This is a genomic window from Sphingobium sp. (assembly GCF_003248505.1).
GTDB lineage: Bacteria > Pseudomonadota > Alphaproteobacteria > Sphingomonadales > Sphingomonadaceae > Sphingobium.
Genome location: NZ_QFOA01000004.1, coordinates 92983 through 114938, shown reverse-complemented (window position 1 = coordinate 114938; position 21956 = coordinate 92983). Strand labels below are relative to the sequence as shown.

The following is a 21956-nucleotide window of genomic DNA, read 5'->3' as shown; positions in this document are numbered from 1 at the left end:
CTCATCGATTAGCTTCGAACGCATGCGCCAGTTCGGAAACGGCAAGCCAACGCTCGCGCTCGCGCTGAGCATCCTGCAGCGCGCGGTGTGCGGGTGGGCGATCGTCAAAGCGTCCAGCCGCGTCCGCAAGGATTTTCCTTATCGCGCGGGGAATCCTCGAAGAGGGCACATGCGGCGCGAGGAGCGCTTCCGCGAGTTCTGACAAACCGAGATCTGTATCGGTCAAACGAACGGCGTGACGCGGCAGCCCTGCCGATCGCAATAGGGCACTGAGCCATTTGCCGTCCCATGAGGGGGCGCTTGCGAAGACCTCATGCCCCTGGAGCGCTGTCACCAGCCTGTTTGCTACGTGTTCGGTCGTGGCGCCGTGTTGCAACAATTCCTCCCGAGAGATGCCATGTATCGCCTGTGCTGTTGGGTCCCAATCCGTCCATTTATCGATCGGTCTGATCAGAAATGCCTCGGCGGCACCGTCCTCGAAGACCCAGGCGACCTCGATAGGATAGCCGTGCCGGCCGAGCGAGGAGGCCTCGAAGTCTATGAAAGCCCGCATCCCCAAGGCTCAAATCCGTGATTGATACGATGCCGACGCGATACAGCGACGCCCCGGCGCCATCATGATATTTCATGCCATACGCATCGGACCCCGGTGTCGTGCTCTGCGACGCGATCAACGTGCTTGGCGACGGATTCCTTGGTTGCATCGAAGCGTTCGCGGTCGGTGCCCACCAGCCTCAAGGAGAGGCTGTCGCCGTCTGCGGTCAATACGAGCTCGCCGCCCGGAAGCTGGATTTCGGCCGTCAGCGTGTCATACCGAACCGGATAGGTGTGAACCCACGCCTCAGCGAGTTTCGTCAGGTATCGACTCGATTCGATCGTAGCGATGCGTGCCTCGGCCTCGATCATCTAGAAACTCCTGGTTTTCGTGCTTGGACATATACCTCGCGGTCAGCGCCGACGTTATTTGCTGGTGTTTTACTTCCGCCCCTCAACGATGAATCCGCGGTAGCGGGAACCGGCAAAGCGATGCGCGGCGATCGTCTGGTAGGCGGGGCTATGATACCAATCATGGGCGGCCTGCATCGTCGGAAACCGCAAGATGACGGCCCCCTCGATGGGCGGCCCCTCCAATTGCTCCATAGCGCCATAGGCGGCCAGAAAGGTTACGTCGTGGCCGTCGAACGATGGGCCGACGCCCGCGGAATATGTTGCGAGTTCGTGCGGATCGGTGGTTTCCTCCCGCGTGAAGACGACGAACGCTTCCATGACATGATCTTTCACAAGGTTGGATTCGCAGGCCATCGCGCCGGCGATGGCCTGATAGTCGTCAGGCTGGCAGCTCAAAGCCGATTTTCTGAAGCGCCTCGACGCAGGCATCCTGATCCTGCTGATAGTTGCCGCCGGAGATGCCGATCCCGCCGATCAACTTGCCGTCCTCCAGGATCGGATAGCCGCCGCCGACAGCAACCATCCTGGGGCGATAGGCCAGCGGCGCCACTTTCGGATCGTTGCTTACATAGTCGTTCCAGACATGGGTCGGGAACCCGAACGAGGCTGAACTCCAGGCCTTGTCGATGGCGACATCGACCGTCAGAAACGGCGCATCGTCGGTGCGCTCGAACGCGCGCAGGTTACCGGTGGCGTCGACGACGGCGACGGCGGCCGGGATGCCGATCGCACGGGCCGCGGCGATCGCCGCGTCGATAAGGGCGACCGCGGTTTCGCGGTTGATCGAGGCGGTGGCAATGGATTTGCTCATGGGATTTTCCTTCGCCGGAGGCGTGATCGGTCCGGCATACTTGAGGTCGGGGATAGATGTTTGGCGGTGGCAGCCGTCAGAAGCCTTCGAGGACGATCTTGCCCTTGGCCGCCCCACTTTCGATCAGCGCATGCACCGTCTTCAGATTGGCGGCATTGATCGGCGAGAGTCGCTTGGTCAGCGTCGTGCGGATCTTGCCAGCGTCGACCAGCACCGCCAGCGCATCGAGGATCTTGCCCTGCTCATCCATGTCGGGCGTGCCGTAGAGCGACCGTGTGAACATCAGCTCGTGGTGGATCGACACCGCCTTTCGCTTGAACAGCATGACGTCGAGTGCCTTGGGATCGTCGATGAACGCGAACCGTCCTTGCGGGGCGATCAGCTCGGCGATGTCGGCGGCATGCTGCTCGGTATGCGTGGTCGAGAACACGAAGGCGGGAGCGCCGATCCCGAGCTCGGCAATCTGTGGCGCGAGCGGCCGGGAATGGTCAAGGACGTGGTGAGCGCCGAGTCCCCTCACCCACTCCTCCGTTTCGGGCCGGGAGGCGGTGGAGATGACGGTGAGATCCGTGCGCTGTCGCGCGATCTGGATGGCGATCGACCCGACCCCGCCCGCGCCACCGATGATGAGGATCGCCGCCGCCGCACCGGGGACGGGCTTCGTCACGTCCAGGCGATCGAACATCGCTTCCCAGGCCGTCAACGTAGTGAGCGGCAGCGCCGCCGCCTCCGCCCAGTCGAGCGACGCCGGCTTGCGACCGACGATCCGGGCGTCGACGAGATGGAACTCCGCATTCGTGCCGGGCCTTATGAGCGATCCGGCATAGTAGACCTCGTCGCCTTCCACGAACTGCGTCACTTCGGGGCCGACCCCGCGCACGATCCCGGCGGCATCCCACCCGATCACCTTCCACTCGCCATTGGCGGGGGGCGTGCTGCCGCGGACTTTGTAATCCACCGGGTTGACCGAGACGGCCTTCACCTCAACGAGGATATCGAGCCCCGCAGGGACAGGCCGGGGAAGATCGATATCGACCAGCGCGGCATCCTCGGTGATTGGTCCTGGAACCTTGTAACCAACGGCTTTCATCAGCGTCTCCAGCTGCAGCACTCCGAACTCTCGATCGCTCGGATCGAAAATTCTTCCGGCATGCATTCTTTATTCAGAGGTTTCTCGCCCCGGACTATGAAGATACGGGTGCAGTATTTCCAATAGCGACTGACCTGCTCCCCAGAATTCATGCCATTGGTAAGTTAGCTCGTCAGATGGAGACGAGCGATGCGGCGAAGCCGATTTACCGAGGATCAGATCATTGGGGTGCTGCGGGAGCATGAGGCTGGCGTGAAGACGCCGGACCTTTGCCGAAAGCACGGGATCAGCGATGCGACCTTCTACAACTGGAAGTCGAAGTACGGCGGGCTGACGGTGTCCGACGCTGCGCGGTTGCGAGCGCTCGAGGATGAGAACCGACGGCTGAAGAAGCTGCTGGCGGAGTCGATGCTCGACGTGTCGGCGCTGAAGGATCTGCTGGGAAAAAACTGACCCGGTCTGCGGAGCGCTACGCTGCGGTGGAGAAGCTGATGGCCGATCACGGCTTCTCCGAGCGTCGCGCCTGCAGGCTGGTCGGGGTCAACCGGTCGGCATGGCAATATGAGCCGCTTCGCGGGCAGGACGATGTTGTCCGCGTTCGGATGCGTGAGATCGCGAACGAGCGCCGTCGGTTCGGCTATCGGCGACTGGCGATCCTGCTCAAGCGTGAGGGGAAAGGCATGAACCTGAAGAAGGTCTATCGGCTGTATCGCGAGGAACGGCTGACGGTGCGCAAGCGTGGCGGCCGGAAGCGCGCGCTGGGAACGCGAGCGCCGATGGCGATCCCGCAAGAACCCAACCAGCGCTGGTCGCTCGACTTCGTATCGGACTCGTTGGCCTGCGGCCGGCGGTTCCGCATGCTCAATGTGATCGACGATTACAGCCGGGAGTGCCTGGCCTGCATCATCGATACCTCGCTGTCCGGTCGGCGGGTCGTTCGCGAGTTGAGCGCCATCGCCGAACGTCGCGGGCTGCCATGCATAGTGGTCAGCGACAACGGGACCGAGCTGACCAGTCACGCGGTGCTGGCGTGGTGCCAGGACACCGGGGTCGAGTGGCATTACATCGCGCCGGGCAAGCCGCAGCAAAACGGCTTTGTGGAATCGTTCAATGGTCGCTTGCGCGACGAGTGCTTGAACGAGCACCTGTTCCCATCGCTGGCTGTAGCGAGACGGATCATCGAGGCATGGCGGACGGACTACAATACCGTGCGTCCGCATAGCAGTCTTGGCGGGTTGGCACCCGCCGAGTTTACGAACCGCCCCCGCCAAGGGCATATGGACACCGAAGCTAAGTTATCAACGGCCTGAAAATGGGGAGCAGGTCACGACGAAACATAGTTTCCATACCCTTAGTCGCCGTTAGGTTCGGGGATCGCACTAACGACGGGGTAGAGCGATGCAGGCAGCAGCCTCCAGGATTGAAGCCGGGCAAAGCCGGCCATCAGCGGGCATCTCGCAAAGCGTTCCGAAGACCCCTTCCCCCTTTGGCCGGCGGTTCCAGCGATTGGCAGTCGGCGTGCGCGCACCTTGCCTCCTTCGACGGGCTGGGATGAGGAAGATGCCCCTGCAGCACTGTTCCCAAGCTATAAAAACTATAGCGACGGGGTATTGGGAAATCAGACAAGCCTGGCGCTATAGTCGACGTGGAGTCATCACGTTTCATGGTGTGCGAGATCATAGCTATTCTGATTGAGCGTGTGGCCTTTTAAGTTCCAGTCGACGATCCGATCGGCAATTGCGCCGGCAAAGATCTCGCACGAGATCCTGAGCTAAAGCCGGTTCCGGTCTGTCGTGCCAAGCAAGGGGATTAGCCATGGTCACAAGAGGATTCACCGGCCGCGGCTCGGGCGGCGACCAGTCGGGTCGCATCCCCCCAGGCCAGCACCTCGTCGAGAATTTCCCGGTCCTCTCGGCCGGACCGACCCCGAACGTGGAAACCGCCGACTGGAAGTTCACGGTCAAGATCGGCCCAAAGCCCGTCAAGGTGTGGAACTGGATCGAGTTCAACGCCCTCCCGAAGACCAAGGTGACCAAGGACATCCACTGCGTCACCTCCTGGTCCAAGCTCGATACCGCCTGGGAGGGGGTACTCATCGAGGACATCCTCGCAGACGCTGGGCTCGACCATCCCACCGATTTCGTCCTTGCGCACAGCTACGATGGGTATTCGACGAACGTGCCGCTCGCGGACCTGCTCTCGGGCAAGGCGATGATCGCCCTCACCTATGCGGGCAAGCCGCTTCCCCGCGACCATGGCGGGCCGGCGCGCCTTCTGGTTCCCCACCTCTACCTCTGGAAGTCGGCCAAGTGGGTGAATGCGCTGCAGTTCACAACGCGGGACGAGGCGGGCTTCTGGGAGCTACGCGGCTATCACATCTACGGCGATCCCTGGCGCGAGCAGCGATACACCAATGACTGAGGGCGGCGCACAGCTCGCGTCGTGGCAATCATGCGTGATCGAAGAGATCGTCCAGCAGACGCCTAGCATCAAGAGCTTCTTCCTGCGGTTGAGCAAACCGTTCGCGCACATCGCTGGCCAGCACGTCGATGTTCGGCTGACCGCGCCCGACGGCTACAGCGCGATGCGCAGCTATTCGATCGCGTCGTCAGCAGCCTCGTCCCCGATCATCGAACTCGCCATCGAGCGCCTGCCGGATGGCGAGGTCTCGTCGTTCTTTCACGATGTCGCGGCGATCGGCGACGAAATCGAGCTCCGCGGTCCGCTCGGCGGTCATTTCCTGTGGCCCGAACCAGCCGTGGACGCAGTGCTGCTGATCGGCGCCGGCTCCGGCCTCGCGCCGTTGATGGCAATGATCCGACAGCGCCACGCGCTAAAGCCGGCCGTGCCGACAGCGCTGCTCCTGTCCGCACGAACCGCCGAGGACGTCCTCTTTTCGGAAGAGCTTCATTCCACCGAGATCAACGATGCGGCCTTCGTCCTGGCGCTGGCGATCACGCGCGAGGAACCGGTCCGCGCATCGGACTTCGGGCGCCGGATCGACGGCGCGATGGTCCAGGAAATTGTGGCCCGGCTTCACCGAAAGCCGACCCAGGTGTTCGTCTGCGGCTCGAACGGCTTCGTCAACATCGCGACCGAGGGCGCACTGCTGGCCGGCCTGGACGCCTCCATCATCAAGACGGAACGCTACGGTGGCTGACGGAACGAGCCGCCTCGCGTTCCGCCCATCGCGAACGTGCAGCCCGGAAATAGTTTGGAAACCAGCATGAGCCGCTTTGCCGAACCCGTCTTCGTGGCCGCCGGCCTCCGGACCCCCTTCGGCCGCGGTGGCGGAGCGCTGGCCGCCTACGACGCAGTCTCCCTGTCCGTGCCCGTGGTGCAGGCGATGGCGGCACTCGCAGAACCTGATCTGCTCCTCTGGGGAACCGTGATCCCGAATTTGGGCTGGAGCAACATCGCCCGGGAAACCTGGCTCGATGCCAAGCTCAATCCGAACGTGCCGGCACTATCTGTCGTCCTGGCATGCTCTACCAGCATGGTGGCGACCTTCGCTGCCGCAGGGATGCTGGGCGAAGGGACCGACCTCACAATGGTCGGCGGGTCCGAAGTCATGAGCCGCCCTTCCCTCGCTCTGACGGCCGATGCCTCGAAGCGGCTTACCGACCTTTTCGCGCAGGATGCCGCGGCCGCGCTTGCCGCTCTCCAGGCCCTTACTCCACGCGACTATGTGCTTCCCACCAAGGGCTGGGCCAACCGGATCACCGGCAGGACCATGGGCGATCATATGGAGGAGACCGCCAAGGCCTGGCGGATCTCGCGCGAGGCGCAGGACGATTGGGCGCTCAAGAGCCACCAGCGGGCAGTCGCTGGCTGGGAAGGCGGCTTTTTCGACGATCTCGTGATTTCACTACCAGAGCTTGCGCGCGATGCGAACCCGCGTGCCGACACGTCCGCGGAGCGGCTTGCCGCACTCAAGCCGGTATTCGATCGCGACAGTGGGAGGGGCACCCTGACCGCCGGCAACAGCTCACCGATTACCGACGGAGCCGCCGGGTGCTGGGTCGCCACTGAGGCCGGCGTGGCGAGACTGCCGGCAGGCACTCCCTACGCCCGGCTCGTCGACTATGAGGTTTCGGCCGTCGATTACCACACCGAGGGCCTGCTGATGGCGCCCTCCTATGGCATTCCGCGCCTGCTCGCCCGCCACCAAATCGGCTTCTCAGACATCGCACTTTGGGAAATCCACGAAGCCTTCGCAGCCCAGGTGCTGGCGAACGTCGCAGCCATCACCGATCGGGAGTGGGTGCGCGAAACAGCCGGTGTCCAGGCCGCCATGGGTGACTTCGATTGGGACCGCGTCAATCCAAACGGAGGCTCGGTGGCTATCGGTCATCCGTTCGGCGCCACGGGCGCGCGCGACCTCAGCCAGGCGGTGAAGGAACTCTGGGCATTGCCGGGCGGATCGCGCGCGATCGTGAGCATCTGTGCCGACGGCGGTCAGGGTACCGTCGCACTCCTCGAACGCCCCTGATCGGAGATCAGAACATGAAACCTGATATCCTCCTCTACACCATGAACTGGTGTCCATTCTGCCGACGGGCGAAGACGCTCCTCAAGGAAAAAGGAATGCAATGGAAAGAGTTCGATATCGAGGCAGATCCAGCTCACCGACCAGCCATGATTAAAGCTTCGGGTCGAAACACCGTGCCCCAGATCTTTATCAACGGCACGCATGTCGGTGGCTGTGACGAGCTTCTCGCGCTCGATGCCAAAGGCGGGCTCGACGAACTTCTCGCGCGCACGCCGGCACCGAACTGATCCTTTCGCCCGGGCCAGACAGCCCGCAAACCACGCGCCGTTGGCAAATACGAGAGGATATTCCGTTGGTCTCAGCAGTCTGGAAAGACACCACCCTCGCCACAAGCGACGAGACAATCGTCGTAGAGGGAAACCATTACTTCCCGCCCTCCTCGGTCGACCGGACCCTCCTTGAGGCGACCGCGCACACGTCCGTCTGCCCGATCAAGGGCACAGCGCGATACTTCAATGTCCGCGTGGGCGACGCGGTCAACGCCAACGCCGCCTGGACCTATCCCGATCCAAATCCGGTTGCCGAAGCCATCCGGGATCATATCGCTTTCTGGAAAGGCGTGGTCGTTGCGTAGCAATCCGGACAGGTGGCGCCGCTGATGGCGGCGGCGCTTCACACTCGCTTCCTCGATCATCTGGCGCGCGAAATCGATGCCCTACGATCGTCGGGGGATGTTCCGGCCGGCGTTGAGTTGAATGGACTGACCGTGGAACGGCCGCACGACCCGGCACACGGCGATCTATCGACCAATGCCGCGATGGTACTCGCAAACCTCGCCGGCACTCATCCGCGCCACATCGCCGAGAAGTTGGCGGAGCGGCTCGCCACGCTGTCGGAAGTTGCCGAAGTACGCGTTGCGGACCCCGGCTTCATAAATCTCCGTCTGACCGACCAGGCCTGGCGAGATGAACTGGCAATCATCGCGGAGCAGAAAGATCGCTACGGGATGTCACCAATCGGCGCGGGCAGGACGGTGAACATCGAGTTTGTCTCGGCCAACCCGACAGGCCCCATGCATATGGGACACTGCCGCGGGGCGGTCGTCGGAGATGCGCTTGCCAACCTGCTCGCCTTCACTGGCCACCGCGTCATACGCGAATATTATGTCAACGATGCCGGCGGCCAGGTCGATACTCTAGCTCGCTCTGCACACCATAGATATGGAGAGGCCCTGGGCGAGATACTCGGCGAAATCCCGGAAGGCTTGTACCCAGGTGATTATCTGAAACCTGTCGGTGAGGCGCTGGCTGCCGATTTCGGTGACCGCTACGTCCACGCCCCAGAGTCAGCTTGGCTCGCGATTTTTCGTGCGCGAACCGTCGCTGCGATGATGGAGACGATCCGCGAAGATTTGGCGCTGCTCGGCATATGCCACGACCGCTTCTCATCAGAGGCAAGCCTCGTTGCTGCCGGGAAGCCCGATGCCGCCGAGGCCTGGCTGCGCGAGCGGGATCTTGTCTACGATGGCATCCTTGAGCCGCCGAAGGGTGAAGGCTCTGAAGACTGGGAGCCGATCGAGCTGCCGCTATTCCGGTCGACGAATTTCGGTGACGACCAGGATCGGCCGATCCGCAAACCGGACGGCAGCTGGACCTATTTCGGTGTCGATCTTGCCTACCACTTCGAGAAGGCGCGCGATGCCGACGAGCTGATCGACATCTGGGGCGCAGACCATGCCGGAACCGTGAAGCGCATCGTCGCGGCCGCCGACGCTCTCACCGAAGGCCGAAAGCGGTTCGACGTCAAGCTGGTGCAGATCGTGCGGCTCCTGCGTGCGGGCGAGCCGGTCAAGATGTCCAAGCGCGCAGGCACGTTCGTTACCTTGGCCGAGGTCATCAGGGAGGTCGGAAGGGACGTTGTTCGGTTCATGATGCTGACCCGCAAGCCGGAAGCGCAGATGGACTTCGACTTCGCGACGGTGGTGGAGGCATCGAAGAGCAATCCGGTCTTCTATGTCCAGTATGCCCATGCGCGCATCTGCTCGCTTGCGAGCCGAGCGGCCGAAATTGGCATCGGGCCAGAAGACGAAGCCGATCTTGCTCTCCTGGACAGCCCGAGCCTCATGCTCGTCAAGCGTGCGGCGGAATTCCCGCGCATCGTCGAGGCCGCTGCCGCAGCGCGCGAGCCGCACCGGATTGCCTTCTTCCTTGAGGGGCTGGCCTCCGAGTTCCACACACACTGGAACTTGGGGAATGACGACCCGCAGCGGCGGTTCCTCTACCCGGAGAACGCGCCGCTTAGCCGAGCTCGATTGTTCCTGGCGGCCGCGATCGGACAGGTCATCCGGAATGGGCTGGGGGTGATGGGGGTTGAACCGAGGCATCACATGGAAAGGGCCTAATCCAGTGCAATCTCTGCCGAGAGGTCGTCGCTGGTGGCTTGAACACGCTGCGCGTCGGCTGAACTGAGATAGGTGTATGTGATGCAGCTTACGGAGTTCGATGCAGCCTTCAGAGGGCTCCCCGAGGGATACAGTCAGGGTGTGTATGAAGGCCGGCGTTTCGGCTTGACCGTCCGGCGATCAGAGGACGGTCGCCGCAACAGTCTGTTTGCCAGGGAGTTGGCAGGGACCGACCTCGTAAGCTTCAACCTGTATCGGCTCTCATCAGGCAAAACATCGCTCAAGCCATGTGAGATGTCGGCGGAGAAGGTCGTGAGCTTCGTGCTGGGCTTTCAATCAGACAGGTTGGAAGGAGAATCAGCGGTCTAATGCCCCGTGCGCGATGCCTGTCGCTCTGCACTGCAAATGTCGCTCAAGGGTATCGAAACTATAGTCGCGGGTCATTGGACTTCGCATGACGATGAACTCATCCTCCAGACTTCGCTGCCCGCGGGGAAACGGCGCTGGCTGTCGTTCAAATCATGATTGAGAAAGTAGAACCGATGACGAAAACTGGAGCTACCACCGTTTCGACGCCTTCCGATCTCGACGGATGTGCGACCATGACGGTCGCTGACGCTCTGAGAGTCATTCTGGCTGACGCCTATGCGATCTACCTGAAAACGAAGAGCTTCCACTGGCACGTCTCCGGGCCCTACTTCAGGGATTATCACCTGCTCCTCGATGAGCAGGCCGCAGAGATCCTCGCTGTCACCGATGCGATCGCCGAACGCGCCCGAAAGACGGGCAACACGACCATTCGATCGATCGGAGATATCGCCCGCCATCAGACGATCAAGGACAACGATGCCGAGTTCGTCACCCCGCAGGACATGCTGAGCGAGCTCCGCGCCGACAATCTCCACCTGGTCGAGTCGCTTCGTAGCGCCAAGGATGTCGCAGACGCGGCAAAGGACAATGCAACGTCCGGCCTGATCGATGCCTGGACGGATGAGGCGGAGCGCCGCGCGTGGTTCCTCTTCGAAGTCAGCCGCTAAGTCATCGCCCAGTCGCGACCGAGGCGCGGGACTGATCCACAGCGACGGCCCAAGGTCCGGCGTTTGTGAATCAGGCGCATTCCACGATCTAGCCCGACGCAAGACGGACGTGCACGCGCCGCGGCCGTCCGTGTAGCCGTGAAATCCTGACAGAAGGAGTAGGATAGTGCGTCTTGCAATGATCGGCCTCGGCCGGATGGGTGCCAATATCGCGCGTCGACTGATGCGCGGGGGCCATGAGATCGTCGCCTTCGACCGCGACCTTGCCGCAGTTGCTACGCTCGACGATGAAGGCGCCATCGGCGCGAATTCGCTCGCGGAAGTCGTCGCCAAGCTCACTACCCCGCGGATCTTCTGGGTGATGCTCCCGGCAGGTGTTCCCACACAGAGCACTGTCGACGAACTGACGGAATTGTCCGAGCCTGGCGACATCATCATCGATGGCGGCAACAGCTTCTACAAAGACGACATCAAACGCGGAGCCGCAGCAAAGGGGAAGCAGCTTCATTATGTCGATGTCGGCACGTCGGGCGGGGTCTGGGGGCTCGAACGCGGCTATTGCATGATGATCGGCGGCGACAAGGAAACCGTCGACCTGCTAGATCCGATCTTCGATACGCTCGCGCCGGGCTATGGCTCGATCGTCCGCACCGCCGGACGCGACGCGACCGACGATCGCGCCGAACGCGGCTATATCCATGCCGGCCCCACCGGCGCCGGCCATTTCGTCAAGATGGTCCACAACGGCATCGAATACGGCCTGATGCAGGCTTATGCCGAGGGCTTCGACATCCTCAAGGGCAAGTCGTCCGAACGGCTCGCGCCCGAGGAACGCTTCGACATCAACCTGACCGATGTAGCCGAGGTCTGGCGCCGCGGCAGCGTGATCTCGTCGTGGCTGCTCGACCTGTGCGCGATCGGCCTGGTCGGGGATCCGATGCTCGAGCAATTCACGGGCAAAGTCTCGGATTCGGGCGAGGGCCAGTGGACGATCGACGCGGCGATGGAGGAAGCCGTCCCGGCCTATGTCCTCTCGGCGGCCTTGTTCGCGCGCTATCGCAGCCGCGTTGACCACACCTTTGGTGACAAGCTTCTCTCGGCTATGCGTTTTGGCTTTGGTGGGCACGTCGAGATGCCGCAATGAGCGAGGCACCGCGCGCGCCTTCTGCTGGTGACGGCGATCGTCAATCTGGCGCGTGACGGCGATCGGGAGGGGAACGATATGGGGCGCGCACCGACGCAGCTTTTGGCTTCACTGCTAGAGAATGGCGATGACGAGCGTCATACCGACGAAATTCATCGCCACCTCGCACACGCGACTCACCTCATCTGCATCGTCGCCTTCGCCAAATTCTCCGGCTGGAAGCTCATCAGGAAAGTCCTGGGGGAGCGGGCGAAGAAAGGCTTGCAGGCGACCTTCGTCGTCGGCCTCGACTTCTATCAAAGCGAGCCGTCGGTGCTTCGCGCGATCCGGCGTCTCCAGTCCAAGGCTGCCGCTGCCGGAGGCGAGATCAACCTCTACATGGGCCAGGAACGAAGTAGGCATACGCTTCATCCCAAGGTCTATTGGTTCAAAGGGCCTGGCGGCCAGACTGCGATCGTCGGCTCGGCCAACCTGACCTCGGGCGGGCTCGCCGGTAATCACGAGTTCTCAGCTTCGCTATCGGGCCCGAACGCCAAATTGCGGGCCTGGCTTGAGCGCTGGATCGACGACCGGATCGAGGCAGAAGATATAGTCGAGGCGACCAGGGATCTGATCAATGGCTACGAAAAGCGCCGTGACATCTACCAGACCGCGATGAAGATCGCAGAGCGCCGCGCCTCCCACTCAATAGATGCCAAACCTGGCGATACCCTTGCGCTGGCGGACCTCCTGGCCGAGATGCGCGCCAACAAAGGCGCCGAAGGCTTCGACAAGTCCGTAAAGCGCCGTCGTCAAAATCTCCCCAAAGCCCGTGCGCAGCTTGCCACCCTTGCTCGTACGGCCGACCTCAAGGGTCGCGCGTTTCTCAAGGCTTATGAGGAGCTGATCCAACATTGGCACTCGGGCGGGATGCAGCGCGGCAAGACCGCGATTGCGAAGAAGCCCACCCAATTCCAGGCGGCCATTCGCGCGCTGGCAACCGAGCGATCGGATGATCCTGCCGTCCTGTTTGATCTCCTCAAGGCACATTTCGACAAGATCCCGCGTGCCGGCACCAACGTTCTCACCGAGATCCTGCACACCCGCGATCCTGGCCGTTTTCCGGTTATGAACCGCAACTCGGTAAAGGGAATGGGGCTCGCCAATATCACTGGCTATCCCCGCACACCGGCCAAGGCCTCGGTCGACGGGGCACGCTACGCGCAATTTGCTGAGGATGCCGAGCGCCTACGGCAAAGTCTTCGCCTTACAGACCTTAGCGAACTCGATGCGCTCTTCAACTTCGCTTATTGGAAGACGGACGAAGACTCAGACGAGGAGTAGGCATCGACATGGGCCGAGACGATTTCAGGTGTGACGCTTGTGGCTGGATCGTGCCGCCGCACGCACCCGACTGCGTCATCGCCGAAGCCAATCGACGCAAAGAAGCGGAACTAAAGAAACCGAGAAAATCACGGTCGAAGCGGACGTGATCGGCAACTCTCGCGCCAACGGCAAAAGGTCGATATTGCGTTGATTGCATGGCGGTTGACGTAGCAGCGCGGCCACCGGCTGCACCACCTGATCGCGCCGGCGGCACAGAGAATGCATTGGGATGCCAGAAGCTGCTGCGCCCACACTCATTCTTATCAGGCCCCGCGACGAGCCTGCTCGTCTACGCGTCCGGGATATGCACCGTCAGCTTGGCAACAGCGCAGACAGCCGCTTCACGGCCGCCACCGCTTCCTCGAATGACGGCACCTCGCTGTCGCCCGCGAATGCCATGCCTTCGACGAAGCGCGCATATTCGAGAGGATAGAGCGCGTCGGCGCGCAGGGTATCCAGCATCGCCGCCAGCCGATCGGCGGGTGCCAGCTTCGCGGTTGCCTCCCCGCCACGTCCTGTGTCTGTGACAAGCGTCTCGGCGAGCAAGGCGGGGAAATCGCTGCTCGCCGACACCGCGGCTTCAAGTGCGGCAAGATCATGAAGGTGACGCACGATCGCGGGGTCGTCCTTCGCCGATGCCCGGTCGCGCACCAGCGATCTCCAGCTGAAGGCACTGAGCTTGTCTGCGGCGGTCTCGACGGGGTCCACGCATGCGATCGCGCCGACTTCCGGATCTGCCCGGCGGAATTGCGCAACATAGGACGCCAGCGGGCGGCCTTGCACAGTGAGACGGGGCGGCTTCGCGGAGAGTTCGGCAAGGATGTGCGGACGCAGCGCGTCATGCGCATCCAGGATCGAGGGGTAATCCATCTCGAACTGGAGAAATCCATTCGCATCGCGCGCCACGACATCCGTGACGTTGAAACCGGCGGCTTTCCACGCGTCGGCCAATTTGTCCCGAAAGTCGCCGAGCGCCCTGCGCCGCTGCCCGCCGGAGAGCTCCGCAAAGGCGGCGGACAGGTTGAGCTTGAAGTCGATGTCCTCGGAGAACCGCTTGATCAGGCCGTAGCCCTTGAGCAGCGAGGTGCCGCCGGAGAATACAGGCACGATGTCCTCGCCTCCGACAGCGACGAGCACGGCGATCGCCTGGACGACAAACCAGTCCTTTTCGACAAAGGCTTCATCGACCGCCAGCGCACCGGCAACGCGGCCAAGCGTGATCGCGTCAGGCGCGTTCGAGAACGACATAATTGCCGTCGTAGCCGATACGGCGGCGAACGCGATCCTTCACGGCCAGGGTACGACCAGTCGGCACCTGCGTCGAACGGCCGCTGTTATACGCCTTGTCGAAGCTCGAAACATCGACCGCCTTGCCGAGCCGCCCAAGCGCTTCGATCGCGAGCCGGCGGATACCGACGAGAGGCGCCGGCTTGCCGTTGAACGGCGACACTTCAGCCTTGGCATAGAGGCCGTAGCCGATCTGGACGAGCTTGCCGGTCCGGGTGAGTTGCTTGAGCGCGCGTCCGACCCCATCGTAACTGCCGAGCTTATCGAAGTCGCCCCGCAGGAAAACGTTGCGCTTCGAGCGGCTGACCTTCCGGCTGATCGCCTCTGCGATCGTCCCACTCGACAAGGGCACGCTGCTGGTCGCCAGCTTGTAACGGCCCCGTCCCACCCGCGTGATCTTGCGCGCCTTGACAAGATCGCCCAACGCCCGGCCCACCGAGTCATAATTGGCAGGCAGCGTGAGATCCGCACGCGCGATCGTATCGCCGCCCGTGAAGCGCTCCAGAATCTGCTCGGTCAAGCTTGACATCGGTGCTACCAAAATACGTCGTTTCCGACATGGAGATACGCTTCATGCAGATAATTATCAAGGTGACGTTTGAGCTTGGGGCCAGCCATGCAGCCAGCGGGCGACCGGGAATTCGGAACGGTGCCCATTCCTGCGGGTTTCGGGGCCTCGCACGATCCTGGCCGGCCTCGGTTGCCAGTCGCCCGGACCGACCCAATGCCACCCCGATCCGCTGGGACCGCGGCGGCGCGCCAGCGCTATGACGCAGCGAGAAGAGCCTCTCTGGGAAGGCCGCAAGCCGCACTACACCGATCCACTGCGGGGCCGGCTGCCGGAGCTGGAACGCTGCATGATACGGCACCGCGCTTTGCAGATGATCCTGATCATCTACCATGCCGAAGAGCTGAAGCGCGAGGTGCTCGAGATCGTCGCCGCCCAGCGAGACTGCAAGAATGCCGTCAACGACGAGGATCGCCCGGCCGAGGAGGAGGTGCCCGATCGCAAGAAAGTGAAGCGTGCATTCGATGCCCTTGTACGAGACGGCGTGCTGACCCCGGACGAGCGGCGCGAGATGGTCGATTTAATCGGCAGGCGGAACAGCATCGCGCACCATCTCGACCAGGTGACCGCTGACCTCAGCACCGACGCCTGGGTTCGCGACCACCTCACGTACATGCCGGACCGGCAGGAGCACGACTATGAGGCGCTCGATCGCTTGGAGGCGATGCGCAGGCTTTTAGAGGAGCGCACCATCGCCAAACACTATGTCGGCGTGATGAGCATGCGGGGAATCTTTTTCGAGGCCACAGAGAAGGCACTGCGCGACGACATCAGGCGCCTCGATCGGAGAATTCGCAAGCTCGTCCGCGAGCGGCGGACTGCGATCCAGGCTTTGAACAAGGAGATGTCGATCGAAGCCACCGAGCTTGTCGGCGATTTCCATCCGCGCTGGCCCGAGAACCGCTATCATCGCGGCCGCCTGACACCGCGCGGCGTCGAGGTTTGCTACCGGCTATTCGACATGGGCAAATCTGCCATGGCCGTCGCGCACATTATGGAATTGTCGCTTTCCTCTGCCCGCGCCCGCGAACGTCAATGGCGCACGCTGGGTGGTGAGACACGTGCGGTTCCACAGCTGGAAAGCATCCCAAAGGTGCATATCCCGGTTCGATACGAAGATATGCGCTGACGATTCGACGATGGCCGATAGCGGACGAGGATCTCCATCCCGCACGAGCAGTTTACGGGGTTCTCTCCGCAGCGACGCGATGACCGCTTGACTCTGCTTGGCTGCGACTAGAACATAAAGGGAACGAATCAACCGCTCCCGAGTCTCATTATGTCATGCGCCAATCGACCGTCCTCGAAGATCTGCGTGCGCGTATCGCGCAGATCGAAGGCGTGGGCGCGCGTCATGACGCGATTCCCTTTGGTTTAAGCGCAATCGACGATCGACTGCCCGGCGGGGGAATCGCCAACGGCGCACTTCACGAGATCACCGGCAGCCCCGACCTTGCAGACGACGCAAGCGCGACCACTTTCTTGGCCGGCATCCTTGCCCGGATCGAAGGCCCTGTCTTCTGGTGCCTGCGCTGGCGCGACCTGTTCGCGCCGGCCCTCCATCTTGCCGGGCTCCATCCCGACCGCGTCATCTATGTCGAGGCGGGCAACGACGCCAATGTGCTGCTCGCGATGGAGGAATGCCTCCGCCATGCGGGCGTTGCCGGCGTGGTCGGCGAGATCACCAAATATTCGACGACCGCCTCGAAGCGCCTGCAGCTTGCGGCGGAAGGCTTGGGCGTGCCGGCCTTTGTCTTTCGCCGCGCCGCAAAGCTCGAGGAAGTGGGCGAAGGCTCCGCCGCCATGACGCGCTGGCGGATCACGGCGTCGCCGAGCGAAGATCTGGGCATTCCCAGTCTCGGACGCGCCCGCTGGCACGTGGCGCTCGAGCGCGTACGCGGCGGCAACCCGCATAGCTGGATTGTGGAGGGGTGCGATGCGACGGGTCGTATCGGTCTTCCTGCCGCACTGGTCGACCGACCGGCTGCGGCGGAAGAGCGCCAAGTCGCCGCCTGACGGCGCGGCGTCTCCCAGCACCATTCCACTGATCACGGCGATACCCGATCATGGGCGGCGCATCGTCGCGTCCGTGGACGGCGCCGCGCGTTCGCTTGGCATTCGGGCAGGCATGACGATCACTAAGGCGCGCTCGTTCGCGCCGGAGCTCGAGGTGGTCGACGCCGATCCCGATGCCGATTTCGAAGGCCTGCGGCGGCTCACACTCTGGGCCGGGCAGCGTTATTCGCCGGTCGTCGCGCCCGACCCGCCGGACGGAATCTGGCTCGACATCACCGGCTGCGCGCATTTGTTCACCAGCGAGCGGGCGCTGCTCAAGGATCTCCATCGGCGCGTTGCCGCATTCGGGCTCTCCGTCCAGATCGCCGTCGCCGACACTGCGGGCTGTGCGCATGCCGTGGCGCGCCACGTGCCTGCGGGGCGGCCGGTCACGATCGAGCCGGGCAAGCATCGCGAGGCGCTGGCACTCCTGCCGATCGCATCGCTGCGCTTCGAGGCCGATGCCGTCGAAGGCTTGCGGAAGCTGGGTTTCGAGCGGATCGAGCAGCTGATCGGAACGCCCCGCGGGCCGCTCGCGAAGCGGTTTGGCCGCAATCTGCATCGGCGCCTCGACCAGGCGCTGGGAACACTGCCCGAGCCGATCGACCCGATCTTTCCCGACGCCCTCCCCCGCGCCCGCCGCCGTTTCGTCGAGCCGCTCGTGACCGCGGAGGCGTTCGGGCAGGTGATCCACGATCTCGTCGCGGACATCGTCGACCAACTGAACAGGCTCGGCAAAGGTGCGCGAAGGCTCGACTGTTCTTTCCACAGGGTCGATGCCCATAACCAAGCCATCCGCGTCGGGACGGCGGCGCCCTCGCGCGATGTCCCGCATCTCGCGAAACTCCTGTGCGCCAAGCTGGAGACCGTCGACCCCGGCCTCGGGATCGAGGCGATGACACTGGTGTCGCCGCTGGTGGAGCCGATGGCGGCCAGGCAGGGCGAAGGCCTTGAAAGCTTGACGCGCCGCGGCCCCGATCTGGCGTCCCTCGTCGATGCGCTCGCCAATCGCTTCGGCCAGAACAGCCTCTATCGCTCTGCCCCGCGCGCAAGCGCGATGCCGGAGCGATCGGTCAGCGCCGCCGCCGCACTGGCAGGCGCCAGCGGCGCGGCCTGGGACGACGATCTTCCCCGCCCCTGTCGCATGCTGACGCCGCCCGAGGCGATCGACGTCACGGCCATGCTCCCCGACCATCCTCCCGCGATGTTCGTCTGGCGGCGCCAGCGCTTCCGGGTGACCCGAGCTGACGGACCTGAGCGGCTCCACGGCGAATGGTGGCGCGATGCCGGTCATGAAGCCGAGCGGCCCCACACCGTCCGCGACTATTACCAGGTCGAGACCGTGACGGGGGGGCGCTATTGGCTGTTCCGGCTTGGCGACGGCGAGAACCCCGCGACCGGTCCCATGCGCTGGTTCATCCATGGCGCCTTCGCATGAGCCAAGCTGCGCCGGCTTATGTCGAGCTTCAGGTCACGACGCATTTCAGCTTCCTGAGAGGCGCGTCGTCGCCGGAGGAGCTGTTCGCGGCCGCCGCGCTGCTGGGGCTGCCGGCGCTGGGCGTCGTCGACCGCAATAGCGTTGCGGGTATCGTCCGGGCGTGGGATGCGGAGAAGACAACCGGCGTGCGCGCCATCATCGGGTGCCGTCTCGATCTAACCGATGGCACGGCGCTGCTCGTCTATCCGACCGACCGCGCGGCCTATGGCCGGATGTGTCGCTTGCTCAGTGTCGGCAAGGCCCGCGCCGGCAAAGGGGCCTGCCATCTCGATTGGTCGGACATCGAGGAATGGAATGAAGGGCTGATCGCGATGCTGGCGCCCGACCGCGCCGATGCCGTGACGGAGGAAGCGCTCGCCCGAACGCGCCGCATCTTCGGCGACCGAGCCTATATGGCCTTGTCGATCCGCCGCCGCCCGCGCGATGCCATCCGTCTGCGCGACCTGTCGGCGCTGGCGGCCGCCGCCCGCGTCCCCACCGTCGCGACAGGCGATGTCCTCTATCATTCGCCCGATCGCCGGTTGCTGCAGGACGTCGTTACCTGCATCCGCGAGAAATGCACGATCGATGAGTTGGGCGCCCGGCGCGAGAGGTTCGCGGACCGACACCTCAAGACTGGCGCGGAGATGGAGCGCCTGTTCAGGCGCTATCTGAAGGACAGTTCGCCCGTCGCGCGCAGCGTGGAATTGGCGTCGCGCTGCACCTTCAGTCTCGAACAACTCAAATACCAATATCCCGATGAGATCCAGGTGCCCGGGCGGACGCCGCAGGAGGAACTCGAGCGCCTCATCTGGGAGAAGGCACCCGTTCGCTATCCAGAGGGGATCGATGGAAAGGTTCGGCAGCAGCTTGAGCATGAGCTCAAGCTCATCGCAGACCTCGACTATGCCCCCTATTTTCTGACCGTGCATTCGATCGTGGCGGAGGCGCGGCGGCGCGAGATCCTCTGCCAGGGCCGCGGTTCGGCCGCCAACAGCGCCGTCTGCTATGTGCTTGGGATCACCTCGATCGACCCGGTCCGATCCGAGCTGCTCTTCGAGCGCTTTGTCTCGGCCGAACGCCGCGAGCCGCCCGATATCGACGTCGATTTCGAGCATGAGCGGCGGGAAGAAGTGATCCAGTGGATCTATGAGACATATGGCCGGACGCGTAGCGCGCTGACCGCCGTCGTGACGCGCTACCGTGCGCGCGGCGCGGTCCGCGAAGTCGGCAAGGCGCTGGGACTTTCCGAGGATATTACCGCCGGTCTGTCGTCATCGGTCTGGGGCTGGAGCCGCGAGGGCGTCGAGGAGAAGCACGCCGAGGAACTGAACCTCGATATGGGCGACCGACGCCTCGCGCTCACGCTGGAACTCGCGCGCCAGCTCATCAACACCCCGCGCCATCTCTCGCAGCATCCTGGCGGGTTCGTGCTGACCCGGGATCGCCTCGACGAACTGGTCCCAATCGAACCCGCCGCGATGGAGGATCGGCAGGTTATCGAATGGGACAAGGACGATATCGACGCCCTGGGGTTCATGAAGGTCGATGTCCTCGCGCTCGGCATGCTCAGCTGCATGCGCCGAGCGTTCGAATTCATGGCCAATGACAAGGACGTCCATCTCGACCTCGCGACCATCCCCGCCGAGGACCCAGCGACCTACGCCATGATCCGCAAGGCCGACACGCTCGGCGTCTTCCAGATCGAGAGCCGCGCCCAGATGGCGTCGATTCCGCTAATGGCACCCCGGACCTTCTACGATCTGGTGATCCAGGTCGCGATCGTGCGCCCCGGCCCGATCCAGGGCGACATGGTCCATCCCTATCGACGTAGGCGCAACGGCGAGGAGGAAGTCACCTACCCTACCCCCGAACTGCGCCGTGTCCTCGAAAAGACATTGGGCGTGCCTTTGTTTCAGGAGCAGGCGATGCGCGTCGCGATCGAATGCGCGGGGTTCACCCCGAGCGAAGCGGATCTTCTCCGCCGGGCCATGGCGACCTTCAAGCTCACCGGCGGCGTCTCGCATTTCCGGGACAAGCTAATCGAAGGGATGGTCGCGCGCGGCTATGATCGCGAGTTTGCGGAAAAGACCTTCAAGCAGATCGAGGGCTTCGGCTCTTATGGCTTTCCCGAAAGCCACGCCGCCAGCTTCGCCCTTATCGCCTACGCCTCGTCCTGGGTGAAGTGCCATCACCCGGATGCCTTTTGCGCAAGCCTCCTCAACGCCCAGCCCATGGGCTTCTACGCCCCCGCGCAGATCGTGCGCGACGCACGGCAGCACGGCGTCGAGGTACGCCCGATCGACGTCAATCACAGCCGCTGGGACTGCACGCTCGAGCCGGGAAGCGGCCGCTACATGGCGGTGCGCCTGGGACTCTGCATGGTACGCGATCTTGCCAACGCCGACGGTGCTGCGATCGTCAGCGCGCGAGGCGATCAGCCCTATTCATCCGTCGAGGAGATCCAGCGACGCGCCCATGTCGGCCGCGGTGCACTGGATCGTATCGGCGATGCCGATGGGTTCGGGTCCCTCGCCCTTTCCCGCCGCGCAGGCCTTTGGGGCGTCAAAGGTCTCGGAAGCGAAGTTCTGCCACTCTTCGCCGCGGCCGACGAACGCGCGGGCAAGCTGCTCGCCGAGGCGATGGAACCTGAGGTCCTGCTCGCGCCAATGACCGAAGGATCGCAGGTCGTGGAGGACTATCGCGCGTCCGGCCTGAGCTTGCGAGCGCATCCTCTCGCCTTCCTCCGCGACGAGCTCAGGGCGAGGAAAATGATTACCTGCGAGCAGTTGCAGAGCGTCAAGGACGGGCGGTGGATCGAACTCGCCGGGATCGTGCTCGTCCGGCAGAAGCCCGGCTCGGCCAAAGGCGTGATGTTCATCACGCTCGAGGACGAAACCAACGTCGCCAACCTCGTCGTCTGGACCAAGATATTCGAGGCGAACCGGCGCACCGTGCTCGGCTCGTCCATGATGGGCGTTCGCGGCCAGGTGCAACGCGAAGGCGAGGTCATCCATCTGATCGCCCAGCGGCTTGAAGATCTGTCGCCGATGCTCGCAAGCGTGGGCAGCCGCCGCGATGTGTCCGACATCTATCGGGTCAGCAGAGCAGACGTTGCCAAAAGTCCGATATCGCCTGACCCCCGCGACCCGGCGAACAAGACCCTCGGACGCGATGCGCGCACCATCTACGTGCCGGACTTGCGGTTGGGATCTGGCATCATTCCCGGCCAGCCGACCGACGGCATCAAGATCAAACCCCGGGATTTCCGTTAGGGCTGC

At 63.4% G+C, this 21956-nt stretch carries 21 protein-coding genes; 14 read left to right on the top strand and 7 right to left on the bottom strand.

Annotation, left to right across the window (positions count from 1 at the left end):
• Position 1: 1 nt before the first annotated feature.
• The 5 genes from DI606_RS03295 to DI606_RS03275 all read right to left on the bottom strand — a co-directional run bounded on the left by DI606_RS03295 (position 2) and on the right by DI606_RS03275 (position 2849).
• Positions 2-553 carry a transcriptional regulator gene (locus DI606_RS03295; RefSeq protein ID WP_168847398.1) on the bottom strand — a complete coding sequence of 184 codons (552 nt, stop codon included), beginning with the start codon at positions 551-553 and terminating at the stop codon, positions 2-4.
• A 62-nt stretch (positions 554-615) separates the two neighbouring features.
• Positions 616-906 (bottom strand): DUF2218 domain-containing protein, encoded by a 291-nt coding sequence (locus tag DI606_RS03290; RefSeq protein ID WP_161731355.1) that lies wholly within the window; start codon positions 904-906, stop codon positions 616-618.
• Between the two features lie 69 nt (positions 907-975).
• A complete protein-coding gene (locus tag DI606_RS03285; RefSeq protein ID WP_168847397.1) occupies positions 976-1266 on the bottom strand; it encodes a DUF1330 domain-containing protein in 291 nt (96 codons plus the stop codon).
• 61 nt (positions 1267-1327) lie between these two features.
• Positions 1328-1759 (bottom strand): heme-binding protein, encoded by a 432-nt coding sequence (locus DI606_RS03280; RefSeq protein ID WP_168847345.1) that lies wholly within the window; start codon positions 1757-1759, stop codon positions 1328-1330.
• A 76-nt stretch (positions 1760-1835) separates the two neighbouring features.
• Positions 1836-2849, bottom strand: coding sequence for a zinc-binding alcohol dehydrogenase family protein (locus DI606_RS03275; RefSeq protein WP_168847344.1), 1014 nt, complete (start codon positions 2847-2849; stop codon positions 1836-1838).
• 189 nt (positions 2850-3038) lie between these two features.
• Here DI606_RS03275 and DI606_RS03270 point away from each other — a divergent pair.
• The 10 genes from DI606_RS03270 (at position 3039) to DI606_RS03225 (ending at position 13246) form a co-directional block, all read left to right on the top strand.
• A protein-coding gene (locus DI606_RS03270; RefSeq protein WP_168845128.1) for an IS3 family transposase occupies positions 3039-4159 on the top strand; the annotation gives its coding sequence in 2 pieces (ribosomal slippage) (positions 3039-3288 and positions 3288-4159; 1122 coding nt in all).
• A 505-nt stretch (positions 4160-4664) separates the two neighbouring features.
• On the top strand, positions 4665-5270 hold the full coding sequence (locus DI606_RS03265; protein WP_168847189.1) for a sulfite oxidase-like oxidoreductase: 606 nt from the start codon (positions 4665-4667) through the stop codon (positions 5268-5270).
• Positions 5263-6009, top strand: coding sequence for a ferredoxin reductase (locus DI606_RS03260; protein ID WP_168847188.1), 747 nt, complete (start codon positions 5263-5265; stop codon positions 6007-6009). Before DI606_RS03265 ends, DI606_RS03260 begins: the two co-directional genes overlap by 8 nt.
• 66 nt (positions 6010-6075) lie before the next feature.
• Positions 6076-7341: a thiolase family protein gene (locus DI606_RS03255; protein ID WP_168847187.1), complete on the top strand. Its 1266-nt coding sequence runs from the start codon at positions 6076-6078 to the stop codon at positions 7339-7341.
• Between the two features lie 14 nt (positions 7342-7355).
• Entirely contained in the window at positions 7356-7628 is a 273-nt protein-coding gene (gene grxC / locus DI606_RS03250; RefSeq protein WP_168847186.1) for a glutaredoxin 3, read from the top strand.
• A 65-nt stretch (positions 7629-7693) separates the two neighbouring features.
• Positions 7694-7975: a DUF427 domain-containing protein gene (locus DI606_RS03245; RefSeq protein WP_168847185.1), complete on the top strand. Its 282-nt coding sequence runs from the start codon at positions 7694-7696 to the stop codon at positions 7973-7975.
• 24 nt (positions 7976-7999) lie between these two features.
• On the top strand, positions 8000-9742 hold the full coding sequence (gene argS / locus DI606_RS03240) for an arginine--tRNA ligase (RefSeq protein ID WP_168847192.1): 1743 nt from the start codon (positions 8000-8002) through the stop codon (positions 9740-9742).
• 542 nt (positions 9743-10284) lie between these two features.
• Entirely contained in the window at positions 10285-10779 is a 495-nt protein-coding gene (locus DI606_RS03235; RefSeq protein WP_168847191.1) for a DNA starvation/stationary phase protection protein, read from the top strand.
• Positions 10780-10945: 166 nt separating this feature from the next.
• Complete coding sequence (gene gnd / locus DI606_RS03230) at positions 10946-11923, top strand: phosphogluconate dehydrogenase (NAD(+)-dependent, decarboxylating) (protein WP_168847183.1); 978 nt, start codon at positions 10946-10948, stop codon at positions 11921-11923.
• Between the two features lie 27 nt (positions 11924-11950).
• Positions 11951-13246: a phospholipase D family protein gene (locus tag DI606_RS03225; RefSeq protein ID WP_168847182.1), complete on the top strand. Its 1296-nt coding sequence runs from the start codon at positions 11951-11953 to the stop codon at positions 13244-13246.
• 354 nt (positions 13247-13600) lie between these two features.
• Here DI606_RS03225 and DI606_RS03220 read toward each other — a convergent pair whose 3' ends face one another.
• A complete protein-coding gene (locus DI606_RS03220) occupies positions 13601-14536 on the bottom strand; it encodes a nucleotidyl transferase AbiEii/AbiGii toxin family protein (RefSeq protein ID WP_168847181.1) in 936 nt (311 codons plus the stop codon).
• Complete coding sequence (locus DI606_RS03215) at positions 14514-15104, bottom strand: hypothetical protein (protein ID WP_168847180.1); 591 nt, start codon at positions 15102-15104, stop codon at positions 14514-14516. Before DI606_RS03215 ends, DI606_RS03220 begins: the two co-directional genes overlap by 23 nt.
• Before the next feature lie 238 nt (positions 15105-15342).
• Between DI606_RS03215 and DI606_RS03210 the strand changes: the two genes are divergently transcribed.
• The 4 genes from DI606_RS03210 (at position 15343) to DI606_RS03195 (ending at position 21950) form a co-directional block, all read left to right on the top strand.
• On the top strand, positions 15343-16272 hold the full coding sequence (locus DI606_RS03210; RefSeq protein WP_168847179.1) for a hypothetical protein: 930 nt from the start codon (positions 15343-15345) through the stop codon (positions 16270-16272).
• A 155-nt stretch (positions 16273-16427) separates the two neighbouring features.
• Positions 16428-17159 carry a damage-inducible mutagenesis protein gene (locus DI606_RS03205; protein WP_168847178.1) on the top strand — a complete coding sequence of 244 codons (732 nt, stop codon included), beginning with the start codon at positions 16428-16430 and terminating at the stop codon, positions 17157-17159.
• A complete protein-coding gene (locus tag DI606_RS03200) occupies positions 17080-18636 on the top strand; it encodes a DUF6504 family protein (protein WP_168847177.1) in 1557 nt (518 codons plus the stop codon). Before DI606_RS03205 ends, DI606_RS03200 begins: the two co-directional genes overlap by 80 nt.
• Complete coding sequence (locus DI606_RS03195; RefSeq protein ID WP_168847176.1) at positions 18633-21950, top strand: error-prone DNA polymerase; 3318 nt, start codon at positions 18633-18635, stop codon at positions 21948-21950. The genes DI606_RS03200 and DI606_RS03195 overlap by 4 nt, the downstream gene beginning before the upstream one ends.
• The last annotated feature ends 6 nt before the right edge of the window (positions 21951-21956 follow it).

Excerpts from the sequence above, each read along its gene's own strand:
- DI606_RS03295 (WP_168847398.1), bottom strand. The coding sequence starts at position 553 with ATGCGGGCTTTCATAGACTTCGAGGCCTCCTCGCTCGGCCGGCACGGC.
- DI606_RS03290 (WP_161731355.1), bottom strand. The coding sequence starts at position 906 with ATGATCGAGGCCGAGGCACGCATCGCTACGATCGAATCGAGTCGATAC.
- DI606_RS03285 (WP_168847397.1), bottom strand. The coding sequence starts at position 1,266 with ATGGAAGCGTTCGTCGTCTTCACGCGGGAGGAAACCACCGATCCGCAC.
- DI606_RS03280 (WP_168847345.1), bottom strand. The coding sequence starts at position 1,759 with ATGAGCAAATCCATTGCCACCGCCTCGATCAACCGCGAAACCGCGGTC.
- DI606_RS03275 (WP_168847344.1), bottom strand. The coding sequence starts at position 2,849 with ATGAAAGCCGTTGGTTACAAGGTTCCAGGACCAATCACCGAGGATGCC.
- DI606_RS03265 (WP_168847189.1), top strand. The coding sequence starts at position 4,665 with ATGGTCACAAGAGGATTCACCGGCCGCGGCTCGGGCGGCGACCAGTCG.
- DI606_RS03260 (WP_168847188.1), top strand. The coding sequence starts at position 5,263 with ATGACTGAGGGCGGCGCACAGCTCGCGTCGTGGCAATCATGCGTGATC.
- DI606_RS03255 (WP_168847187.1), top strand. The coding sequence starts at position 6,076 with ATGAGCCGCTTTGCCGAACCCGTCTTCGTGGCCGCCGGCCTCCGGACC.
- grxC (WP_168847186.1), top strand. The coding sequence starts at position 7,356 with ATGAAACCTGATATCCTCCTCTACACCATGAACTGGTGTCCATTCTGC.
- argS (WP_168847192.1), top strand. The coding sequence starts at position 8,000 with ATGGCGGCGGCGCTTCACACTCGCTTCCTCGATCATCTGGCGCGCGAA.
- DI606_RS03235 (WP_168847191.1), top strand. The coding sequence starts at position 10,285 with ATGACGAAAACTGGAGCTACCACCGTTTCGACGCCTTCCGATCTCGAC.
- DI606_RS03220 (WP_168847181.1), bottom strand. The coding sequence starts at position 14,536 with ATGTCGTTCTCGAACGCGCCTGACGCGATCACGCTTGGCCGCGTTGCC.
- DI606_RS03215 (WP_168847180.1), bottom strand. The coding sequence starts at position 15,104 with ATGTCAAGCTTGACCGAGCAGATTCTGGAGCGCTTCACGGGCGGCGAT.
- DI606_RS03210 (WP_168847179.1), top strand. The coding sequence starts at position 15,343 with ATGACGCAGCGAGAAGAGCCTCTCTGGGAAGGCCGCAAGCCGCACTAC.
- DI606_RS03205 (WP_168847178.1), top strand. The coding sequence starts at position 16,428 with ATGCGCCAATCGACCGTCCTCGAAGATCTGCGTGCGCGTATCGCGCAG.
- DI606_RS03200 (WP_168847177.1), top strand. The coding sequence starts at position 17,080 with ATGCGACGGGTCGTATCGGTCTTCCTGCCGCACTGGTCGACCGACCGG.
- DI606_RS03195 (WP_168847176.1), top strand. The coding sequence starts at position 18,633 with ATGAGCCAAGCTGCGCCGGCTTATGTCGAGCTTCAGGTCACGACGCAT.